At 62.4% G+C, this 23,757-nt stretch carries 19 protein-coding genes, 1 tRNA gene and 1 pseudogene; 10 read left to right on the forward strand and 11 right to left on the reverse strand.

The window, feature by feature from the left end; genetic code table 11:
• Nucleotide 1: 1 nt before the first annotated feature.
• The 5 genes from ACS4RS_RS10860 to ACS4RS_RS10880 all read right to left on the reverse strand — a co-directional run bounded on the left by ACS4RS_RS10860 (nucleotide 2) and on the right by ACS4RS_RS10880 (nucleotide 9,889).
• A complete protein-coding gene (locus ACS4RS_RS10860; RefSeq protein WP_439010956.1) occupies nucleotides 2–2,419 on the reverse strand; it encodes a circularly permuted type 2 ATP-grasp protein in 2,418 nt (805 codons plus the stop codon).
• A gap of 30 nt (nucleotides 2,420–2,449) precedes the next feature.
• The gene (locus tag ACS4RS_RS10865; RefSeq protein WP_439010955.1) at nucleotides 2,450–5,776 is read right to left on the reverse strand and encodes a transglutaminase family protein; all 3,327 of its coding nucleotides are present in this window, start codon (nucleotides 5,774–5,776) and stop codon (nucleotides 2,450–2,452) included.
• Nucleotides 5,777–5,874: 98 nt separating this feature from the next.
• Nucleotides 5,875–7,257 (reverse strand): sensor histidine kinase N-terminal domain-containing protein, encoded by a 1,383-nt coding sequence (locus ACS4RS_RS10870; protein ID WP_439010954.1) that lies wholly within the window; start codon nucleotides 7,255–7,257, stop codon nucleotides 5,875–5,877.
• Complete coding sequence (locus ACS4RS_RS10875; protein WP_054184216.1) at nucleotides 7,254–7,931, reverse strand: response regulator; 678 nt, start codon at nucleotides 7,929–7,931, stop codon at nucleotides 7,254–7,256. The genes ACS4RS_RS10870 and ACS4RS_RS10875 overlap by 4 nt, the downstream gene beginning before the upstream one ends.
• Nucleotides 7,932–8,020: 89 nt before the next feature.
• On the reverse strand, nucleotides 8,021–9,889 hold the full coding sequence (locus ACS4RS_RS10880; protein WP_439010953.1) for a TPR end-of-group domain-containing protein: 1,869 nt from the start codon (nucleotides 9,887–9,889) through the stop codon (nucleotides 8,021–8,023).
• Between the two features lie 427 nt (nucleotides 9,890–10,316).
• Here ACS4RS_RS10880 and ACS4RS_RS10885 point away from each other — a divergent pair, with 427 nt between their 5' ends.
• From ACS4RS_RS10885 to ACS4RS_RS10910, 6 genes are all read left to right on the forward strand, one after another.
• Nucleotides 10,317–11,186, forward strand: coding sequence for an ornithine carbamoyltransferase (locus ACS4RS_RS10885; protein WP_439010952.1), 870 nt, complete (start codon nucleotides 10,317–10,319; stop codon nucleotides 11,184–11,186).
• Between the two features lie 82 nt (nucleotides 11,187–11,268).
• A complete protein-coding gene (locus ACS4RS_RS10890) occupies nucleotides 11,269–12,315 on the forward strand; it encodes an ABC transporter substrate-binding protein (RefSeq protein ID WP_439010951.1) in 1,047 nt (348 codons plus the stop codon).
• A 287-nt stretch (nucleotides 12,316–12,602) separates the two neighbouring features.
• Nucleotides 12,603–13,547 (forward strand): tripartite tricarboxylate transporter substrate-binding protein, encoded by a 945-nt coding sequence (locus ACS4RS_RS10895; protein WP_439010950.1) that lies wholly within the window; start codon nucleotides 12,603–12,605, stop codon nucleotides 13,545–13,547.
• The gene (locus tag ACS4RS_RS10900; protein WP_439010949.1) at nucleotides 13,544–14,035 is read left to right on the forward strand and encodes a tripartite tricarboxylate transporter TctB family protein; all 492 of its coding nucleotides are present in this window, start codon (nucleotides 13,544–13,546) and stop codon (nucleotides 14,033–14,035) included. Before ACS4RS_RS10895 ends, ACS4RS_RS10900 begins: the two co-directional genes overlap by 4 nt.
• 89 nt (nucleotides 14,036–14,124) lie before the next feature.
• A complete protein-coding gene (locus tag ACS4RS_RS10905) occupies nucleotides 14,125–15,642 on the forward strand; it encodes a tripartite tricarboxylate transporter permease (RefSeq protein WP_003585833.1) in 1,518 nt (505 codons plus the stop codon).
• 150 nt (nucleotides 15,643–15,792) lie between these two features.
• Nucleotides 15,793–15,963: a hypothetical protein gene (locus tag ACS4RS_RS10910; protein WP_439010948.1), complete on the forward strand. Its 171-nt coding sequence runs from the start codon at nucleotides 15,793–15,795 to the stop codon at nucleotides 15,961–15,963.
• Nucleotides 15,964–16,074: 111 nt separating this feature from the next.
• Here the strand turns inward: ACS4RS_RS10910 and ACS4RS_RS10915 are convergent, their stop codons facing one another.
• On the reverse strand, nucleotides 16,075–17,166 hold the full coding sequence (locus tag ACS4RS_RS10915) for a DUF475 domain-containing protein (RefSeq protein ID WP_439010947.1): 1,092 nt from the start codon (nucleotides 17,164–17,166) through the stop codon (nucleotides 16,075–16,077).
• Between the two features lie 338 nt (nucleotides 17,167–17,504).
• Here ACS4RS_RS10915 and ACS4RS_RS10920 point away from each other — a divergent pair, with 338 nt between their 5' ends.
• Nucleotides 17,505–17,735, forward strand: coding sequence for a hypothetical protein (locus ACS4RS_RS10920; RefSeq protein ID WP_033179672.1), 231 nt, complete (start codon nucleotides 17,505–17,507; stop codon nucleotides 17,733–17,735).
• Between the two features lie 63 nt (nucleotides 17,736–17,798).
• Entirely contained in the window at nucleotides 17,799–17,975 is a 177-nt protein-coding gene (locus ACS4RS_RS10925) for a hypothetical protein (protein WP_439010946.1), read from the forward strand.
• Nucleotides 17,976–18,028: 53 nt separating this feature from the next.
• On the opposite strand, the gene ACS4RS_RS10930 is transcribed toward ACS4RS_RS10925, so the two are convergent.
• Nucleotides 18,029–18,541 carry an MgtC/SapB family protein gene (locus tag ACS4RS_RS10930; RefSeq protein ID WP_439010945.1) on the reverse strand — a complete coding sequence of 171 codons (513 nt, stop codon included), beginning with the start codon at nucleotides 18,539–18,541 and terminating at the stop codon, nucleotides 18,029–18,031.
• A gap of 219 nt (nucleotides 18,542–18,760) precedes the next feature.
• On the opposite strand from ACS4RS_RS10930, the gene ACS4RS_RS10935 reads away from it, so the two are divergent.
• Nucleotides 18,761–19,486, forward strand: coding sequence for a hypothetical protein (locus ACS4RS_RS10935; RefSeq protein ID WP_439010944.1), 726 nt, complete (start codon nucleotides 18,761–18,763; stop codon nucleotides 19,484–19,486).
• A 215-nt stretch (nucleotides 19,487–19,701) separates the two neighbouring features.
• Here ACS4RS_RS10935 and ACS4RS_RS10940 read toward each other — a convergent pair whose 3' ends face one another.
• The 4 genes from ACS4RS_RS10940 to cpdR1 all read right to left on the reverse strand — a co-directional run bounded on the left by ACS4RS_RS10940 (nucleotide 19,702) and on the right by cpdR1 (nucleotide 22,672).
• A complete protein-coding gene (locus ACS4RS_RS10940) occupies nucleotides 19,702–20,214 on the reverse strand; it encodes a hypothetical protein (RefSeq protein ID WP_449313966.1) in 513 nt (170 codons plus the stop codon).
• Nucleotides 20,215–20,563: 349 nt separating this feature from the next.
• Nucleotides 20,564–21,607, reverse strand: coding sequence for a porin (locus ACS4RS_RS10945; protein ID WP_439010943.1), 1,044 nt, complete (start codon nucleotides 21,605–21,607; stop codon nucleotides 20,564–20,566).
• A 543-nt stretch (nucleotides 21,608–22,150) separates the two neighbouring features.
• A tRNA-Val gene (locus ACS4RS_RS10950) sits at nucleotides 22,151–22,225 on the reverse strand.
• Nucleotides 22,226–22,309: 84 nt separating this feature from the next.
• Nucleotides 22,310–22,672: a response regulator CpdR1 gene (gene cpdR1, locus ACS4RS_RS10955; protein WP_003542883.1), complete on the reverse strand. Its 363-nt coding sequence runs from the start codon at nucleotides 22,670–22,672 to the stop codon at nucleotides 22,310–22,312.
• 186 nt (nucleotides 22,673–22,858) lie between these two features.
• Here cpdR1 and ACS4RS_RS10960 point away from each other — a divergent pair.
• Nucleotides 22,859–23,741 (forward strand): annotated as a pseudogene (locus ACS4RS_RS10960) (N-formylglutamate amidohydrolase).
• Nucleotides 23,742–23,757 lie beyond the last annotated feature (16 nt).

Raw genomic sequence — 23,757 nt, forward strand, 5'->3', positions numbered from 1 at the left:
GTCACCCGAGATAGGTCTGGGCGAGCAGATCGGAAAGCTGCTCCAATTCGCGCTCGAGCCGCTGATAGACCTCGGCCCCCATGCCCTCCGGCGTCATCACCGCCAGGCCCGAGTGGAGCCGCATCGCCTCACGGTAGAAGGGCGACATCTGGCCGTTGATCAAGGCGTTCGGCAGTTGCTCGACCTCGTGGTGGATCTCGTTGACCTGGAAGAGGACCGAGCGGGGGTTGAGCGGATCGAGCGCCAGCAGGTCGGTGACGGTCAGCCGCGCCGTATTGACATTGTAGCGGCGGCGGTGGGTCATGACGCTGTCGCCGATTTCGAGCAGCATGTCGAGTGCGCCGTCAGGCGCTTCCGGGCCGGACATGTGGCCGAGCAGCCGCGTCATGTGCAGACCGCGCTCGATATAACGGCCAAGCGAGAGGAAGCGCCAGCCCATGAAGCGGTACATGTTCTCGTGCACGAGGCCGGCAAAGCCCGCAAGCTTGCGCAGAAGGATCGTCATCGCGTGGCTGGCGTCGTCGCCGGCGGCGACGGTGACATGGAAGCGACGGGCGGTCTTGGCGAGATCGTTGAGCGCCAGCCAGCCATCCGGCGAAAAACGGTCGCGAATATTGCTCGCCGAATAAACGGCGCTGTCGATGTTGCGCAGCAACGTTTCCGGCACGGGTTCGGCGGTATCGATATCGACGGCTGAGAGATAGGCGGAGACGTCGGCGAGCAGCGGCTGGCTCGGATCGGCGGCTTCGGCGTAACGCGCATGCCAGGCGCGCAGGATGCGCAGCGCCCCTTCGGCGCGCTCGATGTAGCGGCCGAGCCAGAACAGATTGTCGGCCGCCCGGCTCGGCAGGCTGCCCGGCATGTTGCGGGTAAAGCTGCCTTCGGCCGGCAGCAGAGTGTGGCGCTCGACCGGCTTGTCGCTGACGATCCAGACATCGGCGGCCGCGCCGCCCGACTGCATGGCGATCGCGGCGACATCGGCGCCGGAGCCGATGCGGGCAAAACCGCCGGGCATGATCTGCCAGCCGTTCGCCGTGCGGGCGGCGAAAACGCGCAGCGACATCGGCCGCGGCACCAGCTTGCCGTCGACCCAGGCGGGCGTCGTCGAGAGCGTGACGACCTCCTGTCCCACAAGTTTCGGGCCGTCCGAGCTCAGCCAGTCGGTGATGGAATCCTTGGCGGTCGCCCGCAGCGACGATCCGAGCACGGATTCGCCGTCGTCGTCGAAGAAGGGGGCGCGGGAATAGGCCGGGCCGATCACCATCTTCTCGATATTCTTGGCGACGTGCTCGCGCTCATCTTCCTGGCCGCACCACCAGGTGGCGATCGACGGCAGTTGCAGATCCTGCCCCAGCAGGCGGTGGCAGATGGTCGGCATGAAAGCCAGCAGCGCCCGGGTCTCGAGAACGCCGGTGCCGAGCGCATTGACGATGGTGACGCTTTCGGCGCGCAGTGCTTCGACGAGGCCGGGTGTGCCGATATGCGAATTCTGGTTCAGTTCGAGCGGGTCGGCAAAGGCCGAATCGAGACGGCGCCAGAGCACGCCGATCGGCTTCAGGCCGGCGACGGTGCGCACCATGACGCGGCCCTTGACGACGGTGAGATCCTCACCCTCGAGCAGCATGAAGCCGAGATAGCGGGCGATGTAGGCGTGTTCGTAATAGGTCTCGTTGGCGGGGCCTGGCGTCAGCACGGCGATGCGGTCGTCGCCGGAATGTTTCATCCCCTGCAGCGCGTCGCGGAAGCCGCCGAAGAACGAGGCGAGACGGTGAACCGGGGTTTCGGCATAGATATCCGAGAAGGCCCGGGTGGTCGCGACGCGGCTTTCCAGCGCGAAACCGGCGCCTGATGGCGCCTGCGTCCTGTCGGCCAGCACCCACCAATTGCCATCCGGCCCGCGGCCGATCTCGAAGGCGCAGAAATGCAGATAGTGGCCGGAGGCCGGCCGGATGCCGGCAAGCGGACGTTGAAATTCCGGATTGGCGGCCATGAGCGCCGGCGGCAGCACGCCTTCCTCCACCAGCCGGTTGTCGCCGTAGATGTCGGCGACGATCGCTTCCAGCAGGTCGGCGCGCTGGACAAGCCCGGCCGACAGCGTCTGCCATTCACGCTCGTCGATCAGCACCGGGATATGCGAGATTGGCCAGGCGCGCTCGCCGGTGCCCTTGCTGCCATAGGCCCGGTAGAAGACGCCGGCGTCTCTGAGGTAGCGGTCGGCGCGAGCAAAACGCTCGGCAAGATCCTTTTCCGGCATTGCGCTCAGATGCGAGAGGAAATGCTGCCAGACCGGGCGGACCCTGCCTTTGTTGTCAACCATCTCGTCGGCGGTGCCGGGAAGCGGCGCATAGTCGAAGGCCGCACGTTTGCCGGTGCGGTCCTCTGTCTCTTCCCTGCGCTCTACTGCCGGCCTCTTACCCATCAAAACCCAAGCTATCCCCCAACCCCGGCATCAAATTCCAGCGGGCCGCCGCAGATCCAGCGTCAGCGGGAATTCCAGCGAGCCCGTCTCGGCACGCGGAATGTATCCGCCCGCCGTATGTCCCCACGGCTCGAAGCGGGCGAGCCGCCTTGCTTCCGCCTCGTTGCCGTTGACCGGGAAGGTGTCATAGGTCCGGCCGCCCGGATGGGCAACATGATAGATGCAGCCGCCGATCGAACGCTTCGACCATGTATCATAAATGTCAAAAGTCAAAGGCGTGTTGATCGGCAGCACAGGATGCAGGCCGGAGGCCGGCTGCCAGGCCTTGTAACGGACGCCGGCGATCGACACGCCGGCCGTGCCGGTCGGCGTCAGGGGCAGGGTGCGGCCGTTGCAGGTGACGGTATAACGCGTCGTATTGCTGGTTTCGAGCCGCACCTGAAGCCGCTCGACTGACGAGTCGACATAGCGGACGGTGCCGCCCGGCGCGCCCTCTTCGCCCATGACGTGCCAAGGCTCCAGCGCCTGGCGCAGTTCCAGTTTCGAGCCTTCGTATTCGACTTCGCCGCAGAAGGGGAAGCGGAATTCGAGCTGGGCCTTGAACCATTCCGGGCTGACGTCGAAGCCGTTTTCGCGAAGGTCGGCCAGCACGTCGAGGAAGTCGGCCCAGACGAAGTGCGGCAGCATGAAACGGTCGTGCAGCGTCGTGCCCCAGCGGACGAACTTGCCGTCGACGGGGTTGACCCAGAAGCGGGCGATCAGCGCGCGCACCAGCAATTGCTGGGCAAGCGACATGCGCGCGTTCGGCGGCATCTCGAAGCCGCGGAACTCGATGAGGCCGAGCCTTCCGGTCGGGCCGTCGGGGGAAAACAGCTTGTCGATGCAGATTTCGGCGCGGTGGGTGTTTCCGGTGACATCGGTCAAAAGGTTGCGGAACAGCCGGTCGACCAGCCAGGGCAGCGGCTGCTGGCCGCGGCCGGGGGCAGCGATCTGCGCCATGGCTATCTCCAACTCGTAGAGGCTGTCGTGACGGGCCTCGTCGATGCGCGGCGCCTGGCTGGTCGGGCCGATGAACATGCCGGAGAAGAGGTAGGAGAGCGAAGGGTGGCGCTGCCAGTGGAGGACGATGCTCTTCAAGAGGTCGGGACGGCGCAGGAAGGGACTGTTGTTCGGATTGGCGCTGCCGACGACGACATGGTTGCCGCCGCCGGTGCCGGTATGACGGCCGTCGATCATGAACTTGTCGGCGCCGAGCCGGGTGGCGCGCGCCTCTTCATAGACCGCCGTGGTGATGTCGACGCATTCCTTCCAGTTCGAGGCCGGATGAATGTTGACCTCGATGACGCCGGGATCCGGGGCGACGCGGATGACGTTGATACGCTCGTCCTGCGGTGGCGGGTAGCCTTCGATATGGACGGGAAGTTTAAGCTCGGCGGCGGCGTTTTCGGCCGCGGCGATCAGCTCGAGATAATCCTCGATGCGCTCGACCGGCGGCATGAAGACGCAGAGCCTGCCGTCGCGCGGCTCGACCGACATGGCGGTGCGCACGGCGCCGCGGAGTTCACCAAGCGTCTGTTCGATCCGGCCGCGATTGCTCTCGCCGGCATTGAAAGAGGCCTCCGGCATGGCGCGGCCGGCCGGTACAAAGACATCAGGCAGCGGTCCACGCGGGATCGTCGGATCGGCAGGGTGGATATAGGGATAACGCGCTGGGGGAACATAGGGCAGCGTGCCGAGCGGCAGGCGGTAACCGATCGGACTGTCGCCCGGGACGAGAAAGATATTGCCGCGGCGGGTGCGCCATTTCTCGCTGACCCAGACGCGGCTTTCAGCCGCCTTGGCGTTCCATGCCTGAACCGGGAGGATGTAACCTGTGGGGACGGTAAGGCCACGGGCAAACACTCGGGCGATGCGGTTGCGTTCTTCGGGATCCTTCAGCTTCGAATTCGCCGGATCGACGTTGTCGGGAAGATTACCTTCCTTGATGATCCAGTCGGCAGGATCCTCATAGGCCGGCTGCACCATGTCGGGCTTGATCGCCAGTTCTCTTGCGATCGCCGTCAGCAGCTTCTCGGCATCCTCGGCGGTCACGCCGGTGTCCTTGCCTTCGGCGGCGACCAGATCGAGGTTCTGCCAGACCGGCTTGCCGTCGCGGCGCCAGTAGAGCGAGAAGGTCCAGCGCGGCAGGCTTTCGCCTGGATACCATTTGCCCTGGCCGTAATGCAGGAAGCCGCCGGGAGCGAAACGTTCCTGCAGCCTGCGGATCAGTCTGTCGGCCTTTTCGCGCTTGGTCGGGCCGACGGCGGCGGTGTTCCATTCCTCCGATTGGAAATCGTCGATCGAAACGAAGGTCGGCTCGCCGCCCATCGTCAGATGCACGTCCTCGGCCTTAAGGACACGGTCGACTTTCTCGCCGAGTTCGTTGAGTTCCTCCCAGCTTTCATCGGAGAAAGGTTTGGTGATGCGCGGATGTTCGGCGACGCGCGACACCTTCATGTCGAAGGCGAACTCGGTTTCGGCCTCGCCGAAGTAACCGCCGGAGATCGGAGCGGCATTGCGGTAATGCGGCGTGGCGGCAAGCGGGATGTGGCTCTCCCCGGTCAACAGGCCAGAGGTCGGATCGAGGCCGACCCAGCCGGCGCCGGGCAGATAGACCTCGGCCCAGGCATGCAGGTCGGTGAAGTCGACTTCGGTGCCGGAGGGGCCGTCGAGCGCCTTCAGATCCGGCGTCAGCTGGATGAGGTAGCCGGATACGAAGCGGGCGGCAAGGCCGAGATGACGAAGGATCTGGACGAGCAGCCAGCTGGTGTCGCGGCAGGAGCCCTTGGCGCTTTCCAGGGTTTCTTCCGGCGTCTGCACGCCGGTTTCCATGCGGATGACATAGCCGATCTGCCGCTGCAGGCGGGCATTCAACCCGACGACCATATCGACCGTCGGTTGGCCGGGCGACCAGTCGAGCGTCGGCAGCAGCGCCTTCAGCCGCGGGCCGGCCGGTTCCGGCGTCATGTAGATCGACAGATCTTCCTGGATCGTTTCCGGATAGCCGAAGGGCCATTTGGTCGCCTCCTCCTCGACGAAGAAGTCGAAGGGATTATAGACCGTCATGTCGGCGACGAGATCGACCTCGATCTTGAATTCCGTCACCGGGTCCGGGAAAACGTAGCGGGCGAGGTAATTGCCGTAGGGGTCCTGCTGCAGGTTGACAAAGTGGTTGGCGGGCGTGACCTTCAGCGAGTGGCTGAGGACCCTCGTCTTCGAATGCGAGGCAGGTTTCAGCCGGATGATCTGGGGGCCGAGGCGGACCGGCTTGTCATAAGTGTAATGTGTCAGATGATAGATACTGGCTTTGATCGACATATTTCTCTTTTTATCCGGCTCGCATCGTCGTGCGGCTTGCTGTTCCCGAAATCAGTGTGTGCAATGCAGCGAAATAAAGCAAGGAGGGCCGAAGGCTTTTAAGCCGCCTTGGCAAAGGTGACGACCGCTTTCAGACCCTTGCCGTTCAGGCCTGGCTCCAGCGTCAGGTCGGCGTTGAAAAGATTGGCGATTTCCTCGACGATCGGCAGGCCGAGGCCGGTGCCTTGCGCACCTGTCTGATTGCCGCGCGAAAAACGCCCGCGCACCGCCTCCAGTTTATTGCGTGGAATGCCGGGTCCGTTGTCCTCGACTTCGAGGCGGATCGTCTCCGTGGCGGCGATGATGCGGACAGTGACCTCCGCCCCCTTGCCGGCATAGGCGATGGCATTTCCGGCAAGATTGCGCAGCATTTCGCCGATCAGCAGCGGCTCGGCGCGGATCATTGCCGGGCTTTCGCCCTCGAAACCGAGATCGATGCCGGCAACGGCTGCCGTCGGGATCTGCTCGCCGGTGATTTCCTGAGCGATGGCGGCAAGATCGATGGCGGAAGCGGTCAGCGCCTCCTTGGCGGTGGCGGCGTCGATCTTTGCCATCAGCAGAAGCTGGGCAAGGATGCGCTCGGCATGCGCCACGGCCTGGTCCCCCTTCAGCGCTGCCGCCTGGGCCTCTGCAAGCGAGCCGGCGCGGGCGGAAAGCGCAAGCTGGGTGCGGATGATCGCCAGCGGCGTGCGCAGCTGATGGCTGGCATTACCGGTGAAATGGCGCAGCGCATCGAGCGCCGATTGCAGGCGGACCATGAAGCTATTCACCGTATCGACCAGCGGTTCGACCTCGCTCGGCACGGTCTGCTCGATCGGGTGCAGGTCATCGGGGCTGCGCTCGCCGATTGCGTCGCCGAGCTTGTAGAGCGGGCGCAGAGCCACGGTGACCGAGATCCAGACGATGAGGGCGGCACCTGCGATCATGAATGCGAGGCGCAGGGCCGAGCGAACGAGGATCGCTTGCGCCAACTGCCGGCGGGCGATGGTAGTTTCGGCGACCGTCACCACGAAGGGCACGGAGCGGATGCCTGTGGAGGCGGAGCGTTCGAGCGTGGCGACGCGGATCGGCTCGCCGCGGAAGGTGTCGTCGGCGAAGGCGGCAGCATTGGCCGGCGTTTTCTTGAGGACCGGCAGCGACTGGTAGCCGGTGATGAATTTGCCCGGCGGACCGTCGACGCGGTAGAAGACGCGGTCCTGCGCTGCCGAGGTCAGCATTTCAAGCGCGACATAGGGGATGTCGACCTGCAGCGAGCCGTCCTCTGCAACGACGACGCGTTCGGCGATCGCCAGCGCCGAGCCGGCGAGCACGCGGTCGGAGACGATGTTCGAGGTCTGTACCGCCTCGCGATAGGTATCGGCAAGCGCCAGCGTGCCGATGACGGCGGTGGAGACGAGCAGCCAGAAGAGCAGCCGGCGCCTGAGGGAATAGGCGGCTTTCATGACGCCTCGGGGAGCTTGTCGAGATAATAGCCAATGCCGCGGGCGGTCTTGACCGTCAGGCCGTGCGGCGAGAGGCGTTTCCTCAGGCGGCTGACATATTGCTCGATGGCGTTCGAAGAAATGTCGTCGTCGAAGGCCGTCAGCGACTGGATGATCGCTTCCTTGGCGACGACCTTGCCGGCCCGCATGAAGAGAATTTCGAGCAGGCCAAGCTCGCGGGCGGGAATATCGAGCGGCGTGGCCCCGGCCGAAAAGGCGCGGGAATTGAGATCGAAGGAGATGCCGCCAAAACTGACGGTCGCCGAGCGCAGGCCGGCCTGACGGCGCAGAAGCACACGTACGCGGGCCTCGAATTCGGCTATGTCGAAGGGTTTGATCAGATAATCATCGGCGCCGAGATCGAGGCCCTTCACCCGTTCTTCCGGCGTGCCGCGCGCGGTTAGGATAAGGACGGCCGCCTGGTTCTGCCGGGCGCGCATGGCGCGCAGCACGTCGAGCCCGTCCATTTCGGGCAGGTTGAGGTCGAGGATCACCAGATCGAAATTTTCCGCGGCGATCACCGCATTGGCGGATGCGCCGTCATGGACGACATCGACGGCATGGCCCGTGCCGCGCAAGATCGCCGACAGGCCGTCGGCCAGCGCGATATTGTCTTCGGTGAGCAGGATGCGCACGGATGTCCCCTGTTTTTCAAGGGAGATTACAGAGGTGGGGGAGCAATGTCACAGCGATTTTAAAGATTGGGTGAAGGAAAAGTCCGGTGTCAGCTCCCGGTCATTTCGACCCGTTCGCGTTGCATCATCGCGGCGGTGAGCAGCCTCAGGAAGCGGGGATCGTCGCGGATGTTATCGAGATCGGAATCATTGTTGAACCATTTGATATGGTAGACGGAGCTGTGCGGCAGCAGCCTCTCAAGGAGATCGATGGCCTGGTCGACATCGCCGAGGACGGAATAGACGCAGGCGAGATTATACTGCGCGACGATGTCGTCGGGATCGATGGCGATGGCGCGGGCGGCCCAGTCGCGCGCCCTCTTGGTATCGCCCATATGTGCAAGCGCCAGCGCGCCGCGATGGGCCGGGCCGGAATTTTCCGGATTGAGGTTCAGCGCGCGTTCGGCGCGCAACAGGCCGAGACGCGCCCAATTTTCGGTATCCAACACACGGCCGAGCGAGCGGTAGGCGGACATAAGATGGATCGGCGAGACGTAGTCGTCAGGGCGGATTGCGGCGGCGCGGGTAAAATATTGAACCGATTCGGCAAAGTTGCCGTGCATGAAGAAGAATCGGGCATAGTGGAAATTCGCCTCGAACAGGTTCGGGTCGAGCGATAGGGCACGTTCGAAGGCTGCCGCCGCCCTGTCATCAAAGCCGCTCTGATGCAGGGCCAGACCGTGAGAGGCGTGGGCCTCGGGAAGGTCTGGATCAAGCGCAAGGGCGCGGGCGCTCATCTCTAGGATGCGCCGTAGCGGCACGTCGTCAGGTGCCCAATCGCGGATCGCCGCGTCGCAATCGGCAATGCCGGCATAGGCGCGGGCATAATCGGGGTCGAGCTCGACCGCCTTGCAGAACATGCGCCTTGCGAGCTGGAGATAGGATTTGGTCCAGGTGTGGGAGAGCTGGCGGCCGCGGAGATAATAGGTATAGGCCTCGACATTGGCGGTCGGCTCAGTGGCGATCGCCTTCTTCTCTTCCGGCAGCAGGCGCACCTTCAACTGGCCGACGATCGCATGGGTGATCTCGTCCTGGATGGCGAAGATGACGGTCAGGTCGCGGTCATAACGTTCGGCCCAGAGATGATCGCCGTTGGCGGTGTCGATCAGCTGGCCGGAAATGCGCACACGATTGCCGAAGATGCGCACACTGCCCTCGAGCACGTAGCGCACGCCAAGTTCCTGGGCGAGCCGCTTCACCTTCACCGATATGCCCTTGTAGGTGAAAATCGTATTGCGCGGTACGACGTGCAGGCTGGAGATCTTGGAGAGATCGGTGATGATGTCTTCGGTGATGCCGTCGGAGAAATAGTCCTGATCGGCATCGCCGCTCATATTGGTGAAGGGCAGCACGGCGATGAAGCAGGTATTGCGGTTCTGCGCGACCAATTTCGCCGAGGAGGGCGGCGCCAGGGTGACGGTATAGACCTGAACCGGCTGCCGGATGTTCTTCAGCATATGCTCGCCGATGAATTCGAAGCCGAGATTGAGGCGCGCGCCGACCTGATCGCGCACCGAGGCCGATACGGCGATGCCGCCCGGCGCTGCGATACGCTCAAGCCTGGCGGCAAGATTGACGCCGTCTCCGAAGATATCGCCGTCCTCGACCACGACATCGCCGAGATTGATGCCGATACGGAATTCGACGCGCTCGTCCTTGGGCACGTTCTCGTTGCGGGCGGCCATGCTGCGCTGGATTTCGGCGGCGCAGGCAACCGCGTTCACCACGCTCTGGAATTCGGCAAGGATGCCGTCGCCGGTGAGTTTGACGATCCGGCCCTTATAGTCTGAAATCCTGATATCGACCAGTTCGCAGCGGTGGCGGTTCAGCGCCTGCAGCGTGCCGGCCTCATCAATGCCCATCAGTCGGCTGTAGCCAACGACATCCGCAGCGAGAATAGCGCTCAGTCGTCGTTCCATGACCCCTCCCATGGATCTTCCCAGTTTAGTCCAGCTTTTTATAGAGTTTTTGTCGCGTAGAGTCGCCCCCAGAATAGAAATTCGGGCGGATTCGACGTTTTGACACGGCAGCGCGACCATATAGCGTCGCCGTTCTTCATCAATACTCTGAATGGGTGAAGGATAGCGTTCGGCGCTAATCCTTTGTGATGAAAAATGGATTCTAATTGCAACAGACGGACAGATTTGCTTCAGGCAAAGCTTCGGATAGGCACTACAAAAAGTGGCCGTCGATCGGTTCGTGACTTGAAAACGGACCCATGGTGCGGGCCGGAGGACGGTTGCGAGGGGTATCCAACATCGAGTGTGATTCGCGGCTGCTTGGGCGGTTGCCGTGCGGCTGGTGCCGGTTATTGTGGCGAGGGTTCATGCGGAAGGAGGATTTTGGATGACAGCTTCGGCTCGGAATTTTCTGGAGTTTCATGATATTCCGGAGGCCGAACTGCGATCGGTTATCGCTCGCGCCGGGGTGCTCGCCAGGGCCTGGCATGAGCGCACCCTGCCGCAAAGCCTTGTAGGCAGACGCGTTGCGCTGATTGCCGACGATAGCGGCTGGCGCAATACGACTGCCTTCGATCTCGGCGTCCAGGCGATGGGCGGTATCTGCGTGCATGTGCCGATCGGCTTCAACGGCCGAGAGGAACCCGGCGATCTTGCGGGTTATCTCGGCAACTGGTTCGACATGCTGGTGATCCGCACAAGGGAATTGGCGACGCTGAAAGCGGTGGCGGCAGCCGCGCCGGTGCCTGTCATCAACGCGCGCACACGCTCCAACCACCCTTGCGAGACGCTCGGCGACCTTGCCTATATCATGAGCCGGCGCGGCTCGATCGACGGGTTGAAGGTCGTTGGGGTGGCGGCAGACGCAAATATCCTCCGCTCCTGGGTCGAGGCGTCGATCGTGTTGCCGATCGAGGTGGTGCAGGTCTACCCCGAACGCTGGCATATAAGTGACGCGACACTGCTCAACGAGCGCTTTCGCGCGAGCACCGATATGGGCGAGCTATCGGATGCCGACGTCGTCATCACCGATTCGTGGCCGGGTGACGCTGTTGGTGACGCGCTTGCCGGCTACCGGATCGGGACCGATATTCTCGATCGTTTGCCGAAAGACGCGATCTTCCTGCCGTGCCCGCCGGTGACGCGCGGCCAGGAGGTGACGGCCGAGGCGATGGAGCACTCGCTTTGCCAAAGTCGCGCCGCCAAGGCCTTCCTGCTGCACGCACAAAATGCGCTGATGGAATGGGTCGTCGCCTAGATCCGGCGCCCTTGCTCCTGCCGGCGGCCTTGCTCCCCCCGGCGCGCTCAGGCATTGTTGCGGCATGAGGAGAATTTTCATCTTGCTGCTGGCGTTCTGGCCGGGCTTTGCGCTGGCCGACCAGGCCTTCTATGCGGCAAAATCGGGCAATTCAGATGCGCCGGTGCTGACGGTTTATTCCTCGCTCGACGAACCGTTGGCGCAGCCGATGATCCGAGGTTTCCAGGAAGCCAATCCCGACGTCGCGGTCAAATATGAGGACATGCTGACCGGCGATATCTACGACCGGATCGTCAGGGAGACGGATGCCGGCAAGAAGACGGCGGATTTTGCCTTTTCCTCGGCGATGGACTTGCAGGTGAAGCTCTCCAACGACGGATATGCGCAGGTCAGCAACCTGCCGATGAGTGCCGCATGGCCGAAATGGGCGAACTGGCGCAACACCGCCTATGCGCTGACTTTCGAGCCGGCAGTGTTCGTCTACCATAAGCCGAGCTTTGCGCATGAGCCGGTGCCGAGCTCGCGGGCGGAATTCGTCGATTACTTGAACCGCAAGGGCAACGACGTCTATGGGCGGATCGGCACCTACGATATCGAGCGCTCCGGCGTCGGTTTTCTGTTCATGGCGCGCGACCAGGAGCAGTTCGGCGATATCTGGTCGGTGATCGGAGCGATGGGGGCGGCCGGCGTCAAGCTCTATTCGACGAGTTCGGCGATCCTGGAGCGTGTGGCCGACGGGCGCTTCGTGCTCGGCTACAATATTCTCGGCTCCTATGCGGCCGACTGGGCCTCGCGCTATCCGGATGTCGGCATCGTGCTGCCGAAAGACTATACCGTGGTGATGTCGCGGATCGGGCTGGTGCCGCAGGCGGCCGCCGAGCCTGAGCTCGGGCGGCGCTATCTCACCTTCTTCATGTCGAGGGAAGGGCAGACGATCATGGCGCGCGAGCTGCAGATCCCGGCTGTCAGCCCCGAAGTGGCCGGCGAGAATACCGCCAATACGCTGCAAGAACTGCTCGGCGCCCAACTGCGGCCGGTGCCGGTCAGCCCCGGGCTGATGGTCTATCTCGACCAGGTGAAACGGGCGCGGCTGATCGCGCACTGGAACGAGGTTCTGCGCGCGCAGTGAAGCGTTTCAGGTTTCTGCCGGTCCACACATGGGATCCAGGATTGAGACCCGCCCCTGGCAATTACGGCAAAAAAGTGGCTTCTTCTCCTGGATATCTCGCCGATGTCAGCTAAATGACAGCTTGTTGTGGTGGCTTTGGCTACTTCTTCTCCGTGGAGGCGGAGAGCTGAAGCCTTTGGGAGGTCTTCTGCTCGTCATTCAGGACGCTTGCGTCCGCTGGCCGGCCGTTCCTCCCGATTCCCAGAGAATAACAGGCGGTTCGCTCAACCGCCCACGGAGGACACATCATGAAGCATACGTTCATCGCAACCCTTCTTGCCGCGACCATCGCGCTGCCGGCCTATGCGGCCGACTACACCATCATCGCGCCGGCTGCCCCCGGCGGCGGCTGGGACCAGACGGCTCGTTCGCTGCAGACGGCAATGCAGCAGGAGAAGATCTCCGGCAACGTCCAGGTCCAGAACGTGCCCGGCGCCGGCGGTACCATCGGCCTGGCACAGTTCAGCAGCCAGGCTGCCGGCAATCCGAATTCGCTGATCGTCGGCGGCTATGTCATGGTCGGCGCGATCCTCACCAACAAGTCGCCGGTGACGCTCAAAGACGTCACGCCGATTGCCCGTCTGACCGGTGAATATGAAGCCGTCGTCGTTCCTGCCTCTTCCGAGATCAAGACCATGGCCGATCTGGTTGCGGCGCTCAAAAAGGATCCGGGTGCGGTTTCCTGGGGCGGTGGTTCGGCCGGTGGTACCGACCACATCGCGGTCGGCCTGATCGCCAAGGCCGCCGGCGTCGATCCGACGAAGATCAACTATGTCGCCTTCTCCGGCGGCGGTGAAGCGCTCGCCGCCATTCTCGGCAATCAGGTCACTGCTGGTGTTTCGGGCTACGGCGAGTTCGAATCGCAAGTGAAATCCGGTATGCTCCGTCTTCTCGCCGTGTCCAGCGACGAGCGCATCGACGGCATCGATGCTCCGACGCTGAAGGAGGCCGGCACCGACGTCACCATCCAGAACTGGCGCATGGTCGCCGCCGCGCCCGGGCTGTCGGATGCAGAGGTCGCCGCCATCACCGCCGATTTCGAGAAGCTGCATAGCTCGGCAACCTGGCAGGAAACGCTGAAGACCAAGGGCTGGGCCGACACCTATCTGTCTGGCGACGCGTTCAAGGCGCAGCTCGAGAAGGATGTCGCCGCCACCGAAGGCATTCTCAAAGATATCGGACTTGTTCAATGAGCGAGGATAACACCTCCTCGGCAACGACACGCCGCCCTGATTGGGCGGCGTTCATCATTGCCGTTTTCCTCTTCGTCACCGCCGGCGTGATGGCCTGGGATGCCTCGCATCTGAAGACGATCGCGCAATACGACCGCATCGGCCCGGCGACGGTGCCCGAAGTGGTGGCGTTCGGCCTCTTCTGCCTGGGGGTCTGGACCGTCGCCGAAGCCTGGCGCGGCGAGTTTCCGGAGCGCGATCGGCAGGAAGTGGCGCCGGTCATCTGGATCGTCGCGGGTCTTGCCGGCCAAATGCTGCTTCTGCGCGTCGCCGGTTTCTCGATCGCCACCGGTATCCTCTTTGCGCTGACGGCACGCGGTTTCGGCAAACGCAAGCTCTGGATCTCGCTGCCGTTCGGCATCGTCCTCAGCTTCGTCGTCTGGGCGATCTTCTCGCAGCTGCTGCAGTTGACGCTGCCGGCCGGCCCGCTCGAACATCTGTTCTTCTGATTGCGCGGGACGTGCTGTCAGCTATTTTGATTTTACGCGGCGCCTGACCTCGAAATCGCATGGTCGGGAACGCTGCTTGGGACACCAAGATGAGCACATTCGAATTCCTATGGCAGGGCATCCTGGTTGCGATGCAGCCGATGAACCTGGTTTATGCGCTGGTTGGCGTGACGCTCGGCACCGCCGTCGGCGTGCTGCCCGGCATCGGCCCGGCACTCACCGTGGCGCTGTTGTTGCCGGTCACCTACAAGCTCGATCCCGGCGGCTCGCTGATCATGTTCGCCGGCATCTATTATGGCGGCATGTATGGCGGCTCGACGACCTCGATCCTGCTCAACACGCCGGGTGAAAGCGCCTCGATAGTCACTGCGCTCGAGGGCAACAAGATGGCGCGCGCCGGGCGCGGCGGACCGGCGCTGGCGACAGCGGCGATCGGCTCCTTCGTCGCCGGTCTGATCGCGACGCTGGGGCTCGCCTTCATTGCTCCCTATATCGTCAAGCTGGCGCTGGTCTTCGGGCCGCGCGAATATTTCGCGCTGATGGTGCTTGCCTTCGTCACCGTCTCCTCGGCCTTCGGCGATTCAGCCCTCAGGGGTCTGACGGCGCTGTTCATCGGCTTCGCGCTTGCCATGGTCGGCATCGACCAGCAGACGGGGCAGGCGCGGCTGTCCTTCGGCATCCCCGACCTGCTCGACGGTGTCGAGGTGACGACGCTTGCGGTGGCGATGTTTGCGATCGGCGAGACGCTTTATATCGCCGCACAGGGCAACCGGATTGCCGAGAAGGTCGAGGCGGTCAAGGGTTCGCTGTGGATGACGGCTGAGGACTGGGCGCGATCATGGAAGCCCTGGCTGCGCGGCACCTTGATCGGCTTTCCGATCGGCGCGATGCCGGCGGGCGGCGCCGAAATCGGCACTTTCCTCTCCTATGCCACCGAAAAGCGGCTGGCGAAGAACCCGGAGGAGTTCGGCCATGGCGCGATCGAGGGCGTGGCCGGTCCCGAGGCGGCCAACAACGCGTCGGCCGCCGGCACGCTGGTGCCACTTCTGACCCTCGGCCTGCCGACGACGGCAACTGCGGCGATCATGCTTGCCGGCTTCCAGCAATACGGCTTGCAGCCGGGGCCGCTGCTGTTTGCCACCAATCCGCAGCTCGTCTGGGGCCTGATTGCCAGCCTGCTCATCGCCAACGCGATGCTGCTGGTCTTGAACCTGCCGATGATCGGGCTCTGGGTAAAGCTGCTGACGATCCCGAAGCCGTGGCTTTATGCGGGCATCCTGCTGTTTGCGACGCTTGGGACGATCGGCGCCAACCCGTCGGTATTCGAACTCGGCATGCTGCTCGCCTTCGGCCTGCTCGGCTATCTCATGCGGCTCTTCGGCTATCCGATCGCGCCTGCCGTCGTCGGCCTGATCCTCGGGCCGCTGGCCGAGCAGCAGCTGCGCCGTGCGCTGGCGATCAGCCAAGGCGACGTCACGACGCTGGTGATGTCGCCGATCGCCGCGGGCCTGCTGATCGTTGCGGCGGCCGCCTTTCTCATCCCGCTGATCCTGCGGATTCGCGGCCGCGGCCAGGTGTTGTCGCAGCTCGCTGCAAACGAAGACTAAAAAGACGACATTACCCCTCCCTCAAGGCCGGCCATGGAAACATGCGCCGGCCTTCTGTTTTTGCATGGCTGCGGTGATTTTCTGAGCATTGTGGAGGTATCTGCACGATACCATTTATAAGAGGTCAATCAAAGCAAGAGGAAATGGACAATGTCCGCCATCCGCAATTCAGTCCGCATGGGTTTCTTCGGTCGCGCATTTGCCGTGCTTGGTGCTGCAAATGCTGTCAGCGCCGCCGTTGAAGCCGGCCGCCGGCCGCGTGCCAGCGACCTGAGGGAACTCGGCATCGACCCGGCCTCCTTCGGCCATGCTTCCCGCTAACAGGCTTCAAGCCATGCATGAATGAATTAGCCCGCAACCGGTTGGTCGCGGGTTTTATTTTTGTCCAAAGGGAAGGCCGCAACGCCAAGCGCTGCAGCCTTTGTACTTATGTTAGGCGTGAAGCTCTTCCTGCCGGTTGGCGTGATCTTCCACCCGCTCGCGCTTGTTGTGGCGAATGGAAGACCAGAGCGACAGACCGATCAGCGTCGCGCCGCCAAGCCCGGTGATGACCTCGGGGATGTGCACCAGGGTCTGCGCATACATGATCACAGAGAGGATCAGGATGGCGTAGAAGGCGCCGTGCTCGAGATAGCGGTATTCGGCAAGCGTCCCCTTTTCCACCAGCATGATCGTCATCGAGCGCACATACATGGCGCCGATACCGAGGCCGATCGCGATGACGAAGAGGTTCTGGGTCAGCGCAAAGGCGCCGATGACGCCGTCGAAGGAGAAGCTGGCATCCAGCACCTCGAGATAGATGAAGGCGCCGAGGCCGCCCTTGGCGGCAGCGCTCATCGTCTGCTGCGAAGCATCGAGCAGTTCACCCACCACTTCGACCGCAAGGAAGGTGAGCAGCCCGTAGATGGCGCAATGGACAAAGACGCTGGCCTGCTCGCCGCCGATCAGCCAGGAGAAAACCAGCATCAGCGCCAGAACGAAAGCGATCTCGATGCCCCTGATGGTGGCCGAGCGCGCCATCACCTTTTCCAGGCCCCGGAACCAATGGATTTTCTTATCATGGTCGAAGAAATAGCTGAGGCCGACCATCATCAGGAAGGTGCCGCCGAAGGCTGCGATCGGCAGATGCGCGTCATTCATGATACGGGCATATTCTTCCGGCTCACGGGCGGCAAGCACAAGCGCGTCCCAGGGGCCGATCCGTGCCGCGATCGCAACGATCGCCAGCGGAAAGACAATGCGCATGCCGAAAACGGCGATGATGATGCCCCAGGTGAGGAAGCGCTTCTGCCAGACCGGCGTCATCTCCTTGAGCTTGTTGGCGTTGACGATGGCATTGTCGAAGGAGAGCGAGATTTCCAGCACCGCAAGCACGGTGCAGATGAAGAAGACGGTCGCCATGCCGCCGATCGTGCCTGTCGTCTGCCAGCCGAGCACGGCGCCAAGAACGAGGCCGAGGGCAGTGACAACGAAGGCCCAGCGGAAATAGCTGAGCGAGGAGTGGTGGGTCTCGGGCTGGTTCATGGCCGCACCTCGCGGCCGCAAATCATGGTGGAGAGGGAGCAACGCGGCATGCCACAACGGGCATGCGGATAAGGCATGGTTAGCTTGTTCATCGATGAAAAATCCGCCGGCTAAGCTGCAGGCGGTACCGACATCACGAGAGCGCCGTAAAAACTCTCGCCAGAGGGGCCCGGCACCATAATTACCCGCAGCCGATGTCTGGGAGGCTGCGGGACAGGCCATAGGTAATCAACTTCCCGAGCCAGTCAAGGCCGGCGGCCGCACGGAGACGAAGTGTTTTTTTGGAACCATCCCGGTGCCTGCTCGTTAGACACTGGTTGAGCTTAAAAAGGAGGCCGATGATGCACACTTCGACCCATGTTCCCGACAAACGCACGGAGGCGTCCGACCGCATGAAGCGGGCGAAGCCGAACCGCATGCAGAAGGCGCAGGTGCTGCCGCCGCATCATGTCGACCTGACACTGACACCGGGCGTCTATCACGACATTCACGTGCCGGCCCACGTTACCGGTGCGGATCTTTCCAAGGGTGGTCCCGACATCAAGGGTAATGCAGAGACCAAGAAATAGCCGGCATTGCGCAAGCCCGCTTGGCGCGGCTGACCGCAGAATTGAAACAGGGTGAGAAACAATATGACGATCAACTTTGTGCCCCGCGAGATCTTTATCCGGCACGAAAACGAATGGCAGGCCGTGCGCGAGGCGGCGGACGAGCGTATCAATATCGGCAAACGCCAGAAGCCGCTTGCCGCCTCCGGCGGACCCGCACCGATTGGGAAAAGCGATGCTTCGGCCGCACGCTGCGAATGACATACAGACAGTCCCGATGATACACGCCCGGCATATGCCGGGCGTCTCTTTTTCTACTGGTCTTCATGCCGATCGGCGCGCCGTGCGGGATTGTAGCCGAACCGTTGTTCGAGCTTGCCGAAGGCGAAGAGCACGCAAATGGCGGCCAGCGTCGTGAAGAAGGCGATCGGCCAATAACCGAAACCCATGGCAAGGCCGATCGCGCCGGAGAGCCACATGCCAGCGCCCGTTGTCAGCCCGTGCACCCGGCCTCTGGCAAAAACGATCATGCCGGCGGCAAGGAAGGCGACGCCGGCGGTTACGGCTTCGATGACGCGCAGCGGGTCGATCCGCACCTGCTCGTCATCGGCAAGACCCGGCATGTGCACCGCCTCGATCGAAATGATGGCGAAGAGGGCAGCGGCAAGACTGATCAGAATATGGGTGCGGAAGCCTGCCGGGCGGTCGCGTGCCTCACGCTCGAAGCCGATCAGCCCGCCGAAGACGATGGCGCCGAGCAGGCGGGCGAAGATGACGGGATAGTGGATACGCGACGCCGGTATCATGTCGGCGATGATCAGATCCATGGATTTTTCCTACAACGGATGAATTTTTCGCTGGCTAACGTCTGAACGCTAGATTTGTTCGGCTTTTTTCGCTCATGCGCGTGGATTCCACGAGGCGCTTCTCCCAAGCCGGCTGGTGCTCGCATGAAAGATCGGCGAACCTGGCATCGTCGTGTCGCCGCGCCAACCTTTCAGAAAGGATTGGGCGGCGATAATCCCGGCCTCACGGGAATCGGACAGATGGCCAAGACAGCGACACGCGGCCGCCGCAAGGCGCCGCCCAGAGGCAAGAGCAAAGCGCGCAGCGGCGGTGGCGGATTGCTGCCCTGGGCGGTGATCGGCATTGCCGCGATCGGCGGCATCGTTGCCCACGACCATTGGAGGAGCATCCAGCCGATGCTTGCCCGGCAATCGGTGCCGGTGGCGCGCGAAACGGCGGAACCGAGACCTGCCGCCAGGAAGGACGTGCCGCCGAAGCAGGTGGCGCTTGCCACACACACCCCGAAAGCCGTACCGCCGGCGCCGCAATCGCAGCTGCTGCCGCCGGCGACGATCCCGACGCCGGCCGTCCAGCCGGTCAAGGCGGTGCCGTCCCCGCTTACCCCCGCCAATCCGGAAACCGGGACGGTCGCCTTTGGCTATTGCGGGCAGGGCGCCCATATCAACTGCGTCGGCGATGGCGGCGTCTTCTGGTACAAGGGCGAGAAAATTGTGATCGCCGATATGGCAAGCCCTGTCGTCGACCAGGCGCGCTGTGACGGCGAACGCCGGGTGGCCTTTGCCGCCAAGTCGCGGCTACTGGCGCTTCTGAACGCCGGTCCCTTCACCATGAATGCCGCGGGCAAGGCTGAGTCTTCAGGAGCGCCGCGTGTCGTCTCGCGCGACGGACGCTCGTTCGGCGCGCAGCTGATCAATGAAGGGCTGGCGCGCAAGCCGGGGACTGCCGGCGGCGCGTGGTGCGCCTGACGGCTAGAACAGGATGATTTTAGGCCTGGTTGGCCAAAAATCTGAATCCTGTTCTAAATTGGAGAGTTAGAGCATGATGTCGACCGGAACTCGCTCACACTTTTTGGCATCATGCTTAGCATTTCCGTTTTTCTTCGAAGCAGGGAAATGCTCCGTCTCTTTGTTTTCACGCAATCCCGGACGCTAAACCGCTGTGCAGTTTTGCTGGGATTGCGCTACTTTCCCTTTTTCACCAGCTTGCCGCCGGTGCGGAAGCTGCCGGTGAACGAGGAATCCTTGCTTTCGGCCGTGCATTCGATCGCAATTGGCTTGCCGGCATAGGGATTGCCGAAGGTGCAGAAGCCCGCGACCTTGACCTCCCCGGTCATCTTATTGCCGACACCCGTGGTGACGAGGCTGAGCGGCAGGCGGGCATTGCCGTTCGAAGCGGGCTTGATGCCGCTGCCATCGCCCTGAAAGCCGAGCGCCTTGCCATCCGACGTGAAGATGAAGGTTACCAGACCATTGGCCAGCGTGACGCTGGCGAGTTCGTTCTTGCAGCCCTTGGTGGCGTCGAATTTGGCGACGACAAGCTTGGCGCATTTGCCGGAAAGCGTGATGACGCCGGGCGCGCCTGGAAACGTCTCGGCAGGGGACGCTGGCGCTGAAGCGGCGGGCAAGGCGAGGGCGGCGGAAAAAATTGCGGCGGCAACAGGCGCGGAAAATTTCATTTCGATGTCAAACCCCATGTGCTGGCGAGGCGAATCACCACGTCATCCTCGGTTCGGCCATGGCACGGCTCTGTGTCCGAAATTTGGTTCTGTTATTCCCGAGGCAGAAAGTTTCCATCGGCGGCCGGGCTGGCTCGGTGATCGGTCACAAGGTCCGGCGATGGCATGGGATGTGGGGGCATCGACAACGACATGACGGTGGCAAGGCGCTGATAGAGCGCCTGCCGTCTTGGACGCATTTCTGGTCAGGGGGAATGGGCCCAGGCAGGGAAGTCCAGGCCCATTCTTTCCCGATCGGAGGTCAGTCGGATCAGGAATTTGTGGCTGCCGGCACACAGCGCCGTAGCAAGTCGCCGGCAGCCCCGTATTAGAACGCGCGCTGCAGGCGGAAGTAGCCCGAGGTTACGTCAGCAGCGTTGTCCGGATCGAGGTACTGAACCGAGACCTTGGCTGCGAGGTTGTCGACGATCTGGTAGTCGATCGTTACGCCGGCCTTCCAGGCGCTGACGTCGTCGTTGAACTCGCCGGAAGTGACGCCGTAGTTGTCGTAGTACTGAACAGCCGGGGTGATCTTCAGCTTGTCAGTCGCCTTGATGGCGTATTCGGCAGCGATCGCCCATTCAGCCTTGTTGTAATAGGCGTTCGGGTTCGTTGCGTAGACAACTGCGAGGCCGAGCGTGCCCGGACCGACAGCAACCGTACCCATTGCGCGGACGGCGCCTTCTTCATTGTCGGTGTCGTAGCCGGCAGTGATCTGGTAGCTGAAAGCACCAGCCTTGCCGCCGAGACCGACGGCAACGCCCCAGTTGTTGGCAGTTTCGCCGTCATAGAACGGGCTGTCTTCCAGCTCGTCGACGCTGATGCCGGCGTAGAAGGCGTCGGTTTCGTACTGATAACGGATGGAGTTATGCAGCGTGACCGGAGAACCGATATCGTCGGTTTCGCCGGAGAGGCCGTCGTCCCACCAGCTGTAGAACAGACCAGCGCGGAAGCCGGCGACGTCGAGGTAAGCGGAATCGAGCTGAGCCTTCTGAGCCGTTGCGTTGTCAGCATTGAACTGCATGACGATGACGCCGGTCAGCGGACCGTATTCGGTGTCGCTCTTGGCGGTGAACTGAACCTGGCCGCGCGTACGGGCGTCCCAATCCGAGTCATTGGCGACAGAACCGCCGCCGCTGGCGCCGATCGAGCTGGCGTTCGGAGCGACGTCAACCTGGAAGCGGATGTAACCGTTGATCTTGAGGCAGGTTTCGGTGCCCGGGATGTAGAAGTAGCCGGTGCCGTAAGCGTCGCAGACGCGGACGTATTCAACCGGTTCCGGCTCGGCAGCAACGATAGCGTCAGCAGCCTGAGCGCCGGATACCGCTGCAAGTGCAGCAGCGGAGCCGAGAAGAAGGCTCTTGATGTTCATGGAATAACCTCCAGTTCAGATGCAAGAGGATGAAGACCGTTGCCATCGGCAGTCCCTACGGATCTTCACCCCGTGTGAGCGAAGCGGCGCCTGTTTTGGCTCGGTGCCTGCCTCGCCGCGGAAGTTACATAAGGGATGTTGCGCTGCAACGTCATTGTCGATCGTGACAGCAGGCTGTCCAGGCTATGTTGCTGAAATCACACGCGTTTTGTCACAAACTCGTCATCTGTCCGTCACAAACAACGAGGGGCTGAGAGGTCAGAAGCGCTATGCAATTGACGCTGGAATGAGCGCGTCCTCATATACGAGCGCGCATCATTGCAATCTGCGTAAATCGGCTCAACCTGACGCCAGCACGGTTTGTGAGGACGTGCAGATGTTAGGCTCAAAGTCTCACCGGCAGTGGATCAGCGATCGACGATATGTCGCCTCCGCGAGAAGCGAAGAAGATCCGGCATCGGCAGTGCTAAATGAGAAGAGAACCGGGAAAAATTCACCAATCAGCGGTTTGGCGAAAGCCCCTTGTGAGGCAAGGGGATCGGATGGTGGGCGTGACAGGGATTGAACCTGTGACCCCTACGATGTCAACGTAGTGCTCTCCCGCTGAGCTACACGCCCATCCGATGGCGGCGCATAGATCACAAAACCTTCGGAGCCGTCAATAGGCTTTTTTCAGTTTTGTGACACGCCACCCGGCAAGCCTTATGCGGCAAGCATTTTGTTGACCTCGTCGACGAGATCGCGCAGGTGAAAAGGTTTGGAAAGGACCTTGGCATCCTTCGGCGCCTTCGAATCAGGGTTCAGCGCCACGGCGGCAAAGCCGGTGATGAACATCACCTTCAGGTCGGGGTCGAGTTCTGTGGCGCGGCGCGCCAGCTCGATGCCGTCCATCTCAGGCATGACGATATCGGTCAGCAGCAGGGAAAACGGCTCCTCGCGCAGCCGGTCATAGGCGCTGGCGCCATTGTCATAGGAAAGGACCTTGTAACCGGCCTTTTCGAGCGCCTTCACCAGGAAGCGGCGCATGTCGTTGTCGTCTTCTGCGAGAAGTATCTTCTGAGTCATCAATCCAGACCGCTGATCAATAAGTTTTGGTGGGCTGCCAAGCGTTTACACTAGTCTTGACCCGGTAAACAACCGGTGAATTGCCCGTGCGCGGCCGCATCCCTCCTGCATAGTATGGACTTGGGGCCGGGCAACTGGCAACATGGGCAAAGTAGTCAGTTCATGACATGGTAAAGAGGGCCGAAAGTGCCGGAAATACGCGAATACGAGCTTTTTGAGGTTCATGAGCCCGTGTCGCAGACCATTCCGTTCGTCTACAACTCCCCTCATAGCGGCCGTATTTATCCACCGGAATTTATCGCCCAGTCTAGGCTCGAGGGCATCGCCATTCGCCGTTCCGAGGATCATTACGTCGACGAGCTCTTCGGCTCGGCTGTCGCCCTTGGCGCGCCGCTGCTGGCGGCCAACTTTCCGCGCGCCTATCTCGATGTCAATCGTGAGCCCTATGAGCTCGATCCGAGGATGTTCGACGGGCTGTTGCCGCCCTATGTCAATGTCAATTCGCTAAGGGTCGCCGGTGGGCTCGGCACCATTCCGCGCATTGTCGCTGAGAACATGGAGATCTATGCGCGGCGCCTGCCGGTGCAGGAGGGGCTCGATCGAGTCGAAGCGGTCTACAAGCCCTATCATGCAACGCTTCGGCGGCTGATCGCGCGGACCCATGTGCAGTTCGGCTTCGGCGTGCTGATCGACTGCCACTCTATGCCCGGCAATGTGCGCGTCGCCGGCTGTTCCGCACGGCCCGATTTCATCATCGGCGATCGCTACGGCACCAGCGCTTCGGCCGAGCTTTCGCGCGCCGCCATTGCTATCCTTGAGGAAATGGGCTTTGCGGCGATCCGCAACAAGCCCTATGCCGGCGGCTTCATCACCGAACATTATGGCCGGCCCTCGCGGCGGGCTGCATGCGCTGCAGATCGAGGTGAACCGGGCGATTTATGTCGACGAGGTGACGCTGGAAAAACGCGCTGACTTCGCCGCGGTCGCTGACGCGGTCACGGGTTTCATGCAGCAGATGGCGGATTATGTCGAGAAATTCGCCGGCGATCGGGCGCTGGCGGCCGAATAGCCTGCGTCGATTTCAC

Origin of the sequence: Rhizobium sp. F40D2 (genome assembly GCF_051810745.2) — a bacterium.
Classification (GTDB): domain Bacteria; phylum Pseudomonadota; class Alphaproteobacteria; order Rhizobiales; family Rhizobiaceae; genus Rhizobium.

Bases quoted from the DNA above. Each gene is read 5' to 3' on its own strand.
- ACS4RS_RS10860 (WP_439010956.1), bottom strand. From the start codon at position 2,419: ATGGGTAAGAGGCCGGCAGTAGAGCGCAGGGAAGAGACAGAGGACCGC.
- ACS4RS_RS10865 (WP_439010955.1), bottom strand. From the start codon at position 5,776: ATGTCGATCAAAGCCAGTATCTATCATCTGACACATTACACTTATGAC.
- ACS4RS_RS10870 (WP_439010954.1), bottom strand. From the start codon at position 7,257: ATGAAAGCCGCCTATTCCCTCAGGCGCCGGCTGCTCTTCTGGCTGCTC.
- ACS4RS_RS10880 (WP_439010953.1), bottom strand. From the start codon at position 9,889: ATGGAACGACGACTGAGCGCTATTCTCGCTGCGGATGTCGTTGGCTAC.
- ACS4RS_RS10885 (WP_439010952.1), top strand. From the start codon at position 10,317: ATGACAGCTTCGGCTCGGAATTTTCTGGAGTTTCATGATATTCCGGAG.
- ACS4RS_RS10895 (WP_439010950.1), top strand. From the start codon at position 12,603: ATGAAGCATACGTTCATCGCAACCCTTCTTGCCGCGACCATCGCGCTG.
- ACS4RS_RS10900 (WP_439010949.1), top strand. From the start codon at position 13,544: ATGAGCGAGGATAACACCTCCTCGGCAACGACACGCCGCCCTGATTGG.
- ACS4RS_RS10905 (WP_003585833.1), top strand. From the start codon at position 14,125: ATGAGCACATTCGAATTCCTATGGCAGGGCATCCTGGTTGCGATGCAG.
- ACS4RS_RS10910 (WP_439010948.1), top strand. From the start codon at position 15,793: ATGTCCGCCATCCGCAATTCAGTCCGCATGGGTTTCTTCGGTCGCGCA.
- ACS4RS_RS10915 (WP_439010947.1), bottom strand. From the start codon at position 17,166: ATGAACCAGCCCGAGACCCACCACTCCTCGCTCAGCTATTTCCGCTGG.
- ACS4RS_RS10920 (WP_033179672.1), top strand. From the start codon at position 17,505: ATGATGCACACTTCGACCCATGTTCCCGACAAACGCACGGAGGCGTCC.
- ACS4RS_RS10925 (WP_439010946.1), top strand. From the start codon at position 17,799: ATGACGATCAACTTTGTGCCCCGCGAGATCTTTATCCGGCACGAAAAC.
- ACS4RS_RS10930 (WP_439010945.1), bottom strand. From the start codon at position 18,541: ATGGATCTGATCATCGCCGACATGATACCGGCGTCGCGTATCCACTAT.
- ACS4RS_RS10935 (WP_439010944.1), top strand. From the start codon at position 18,761: ATGGCCAAGACAGCGACACGCGGCCGCCGCAAGGCGCCGCCCAGAGGC.
- ACS4RS_RS10940 (WP_449313966.1), bottom strand. From the start codon at position 20,214: ATGGGGTTTGACATCGAAATGAAATTTTCCGCGCCTGTTGCCGCCGCA.
- ACS4RS_RS10945 (WP_439010943.1), bottom strand. From the start codon at position 21,607: ATGAACATCAAGAGCCTTCTTCTCGGCTCCGCTGCTGCACTTGCAGCG.
- cpdR1 (WP_003542883.1), bottom strand. From the start codon at position 22,672: ATGACTCAGAAGATACTTCTCGCAGAAGACGACAACGACATGCGCCGC.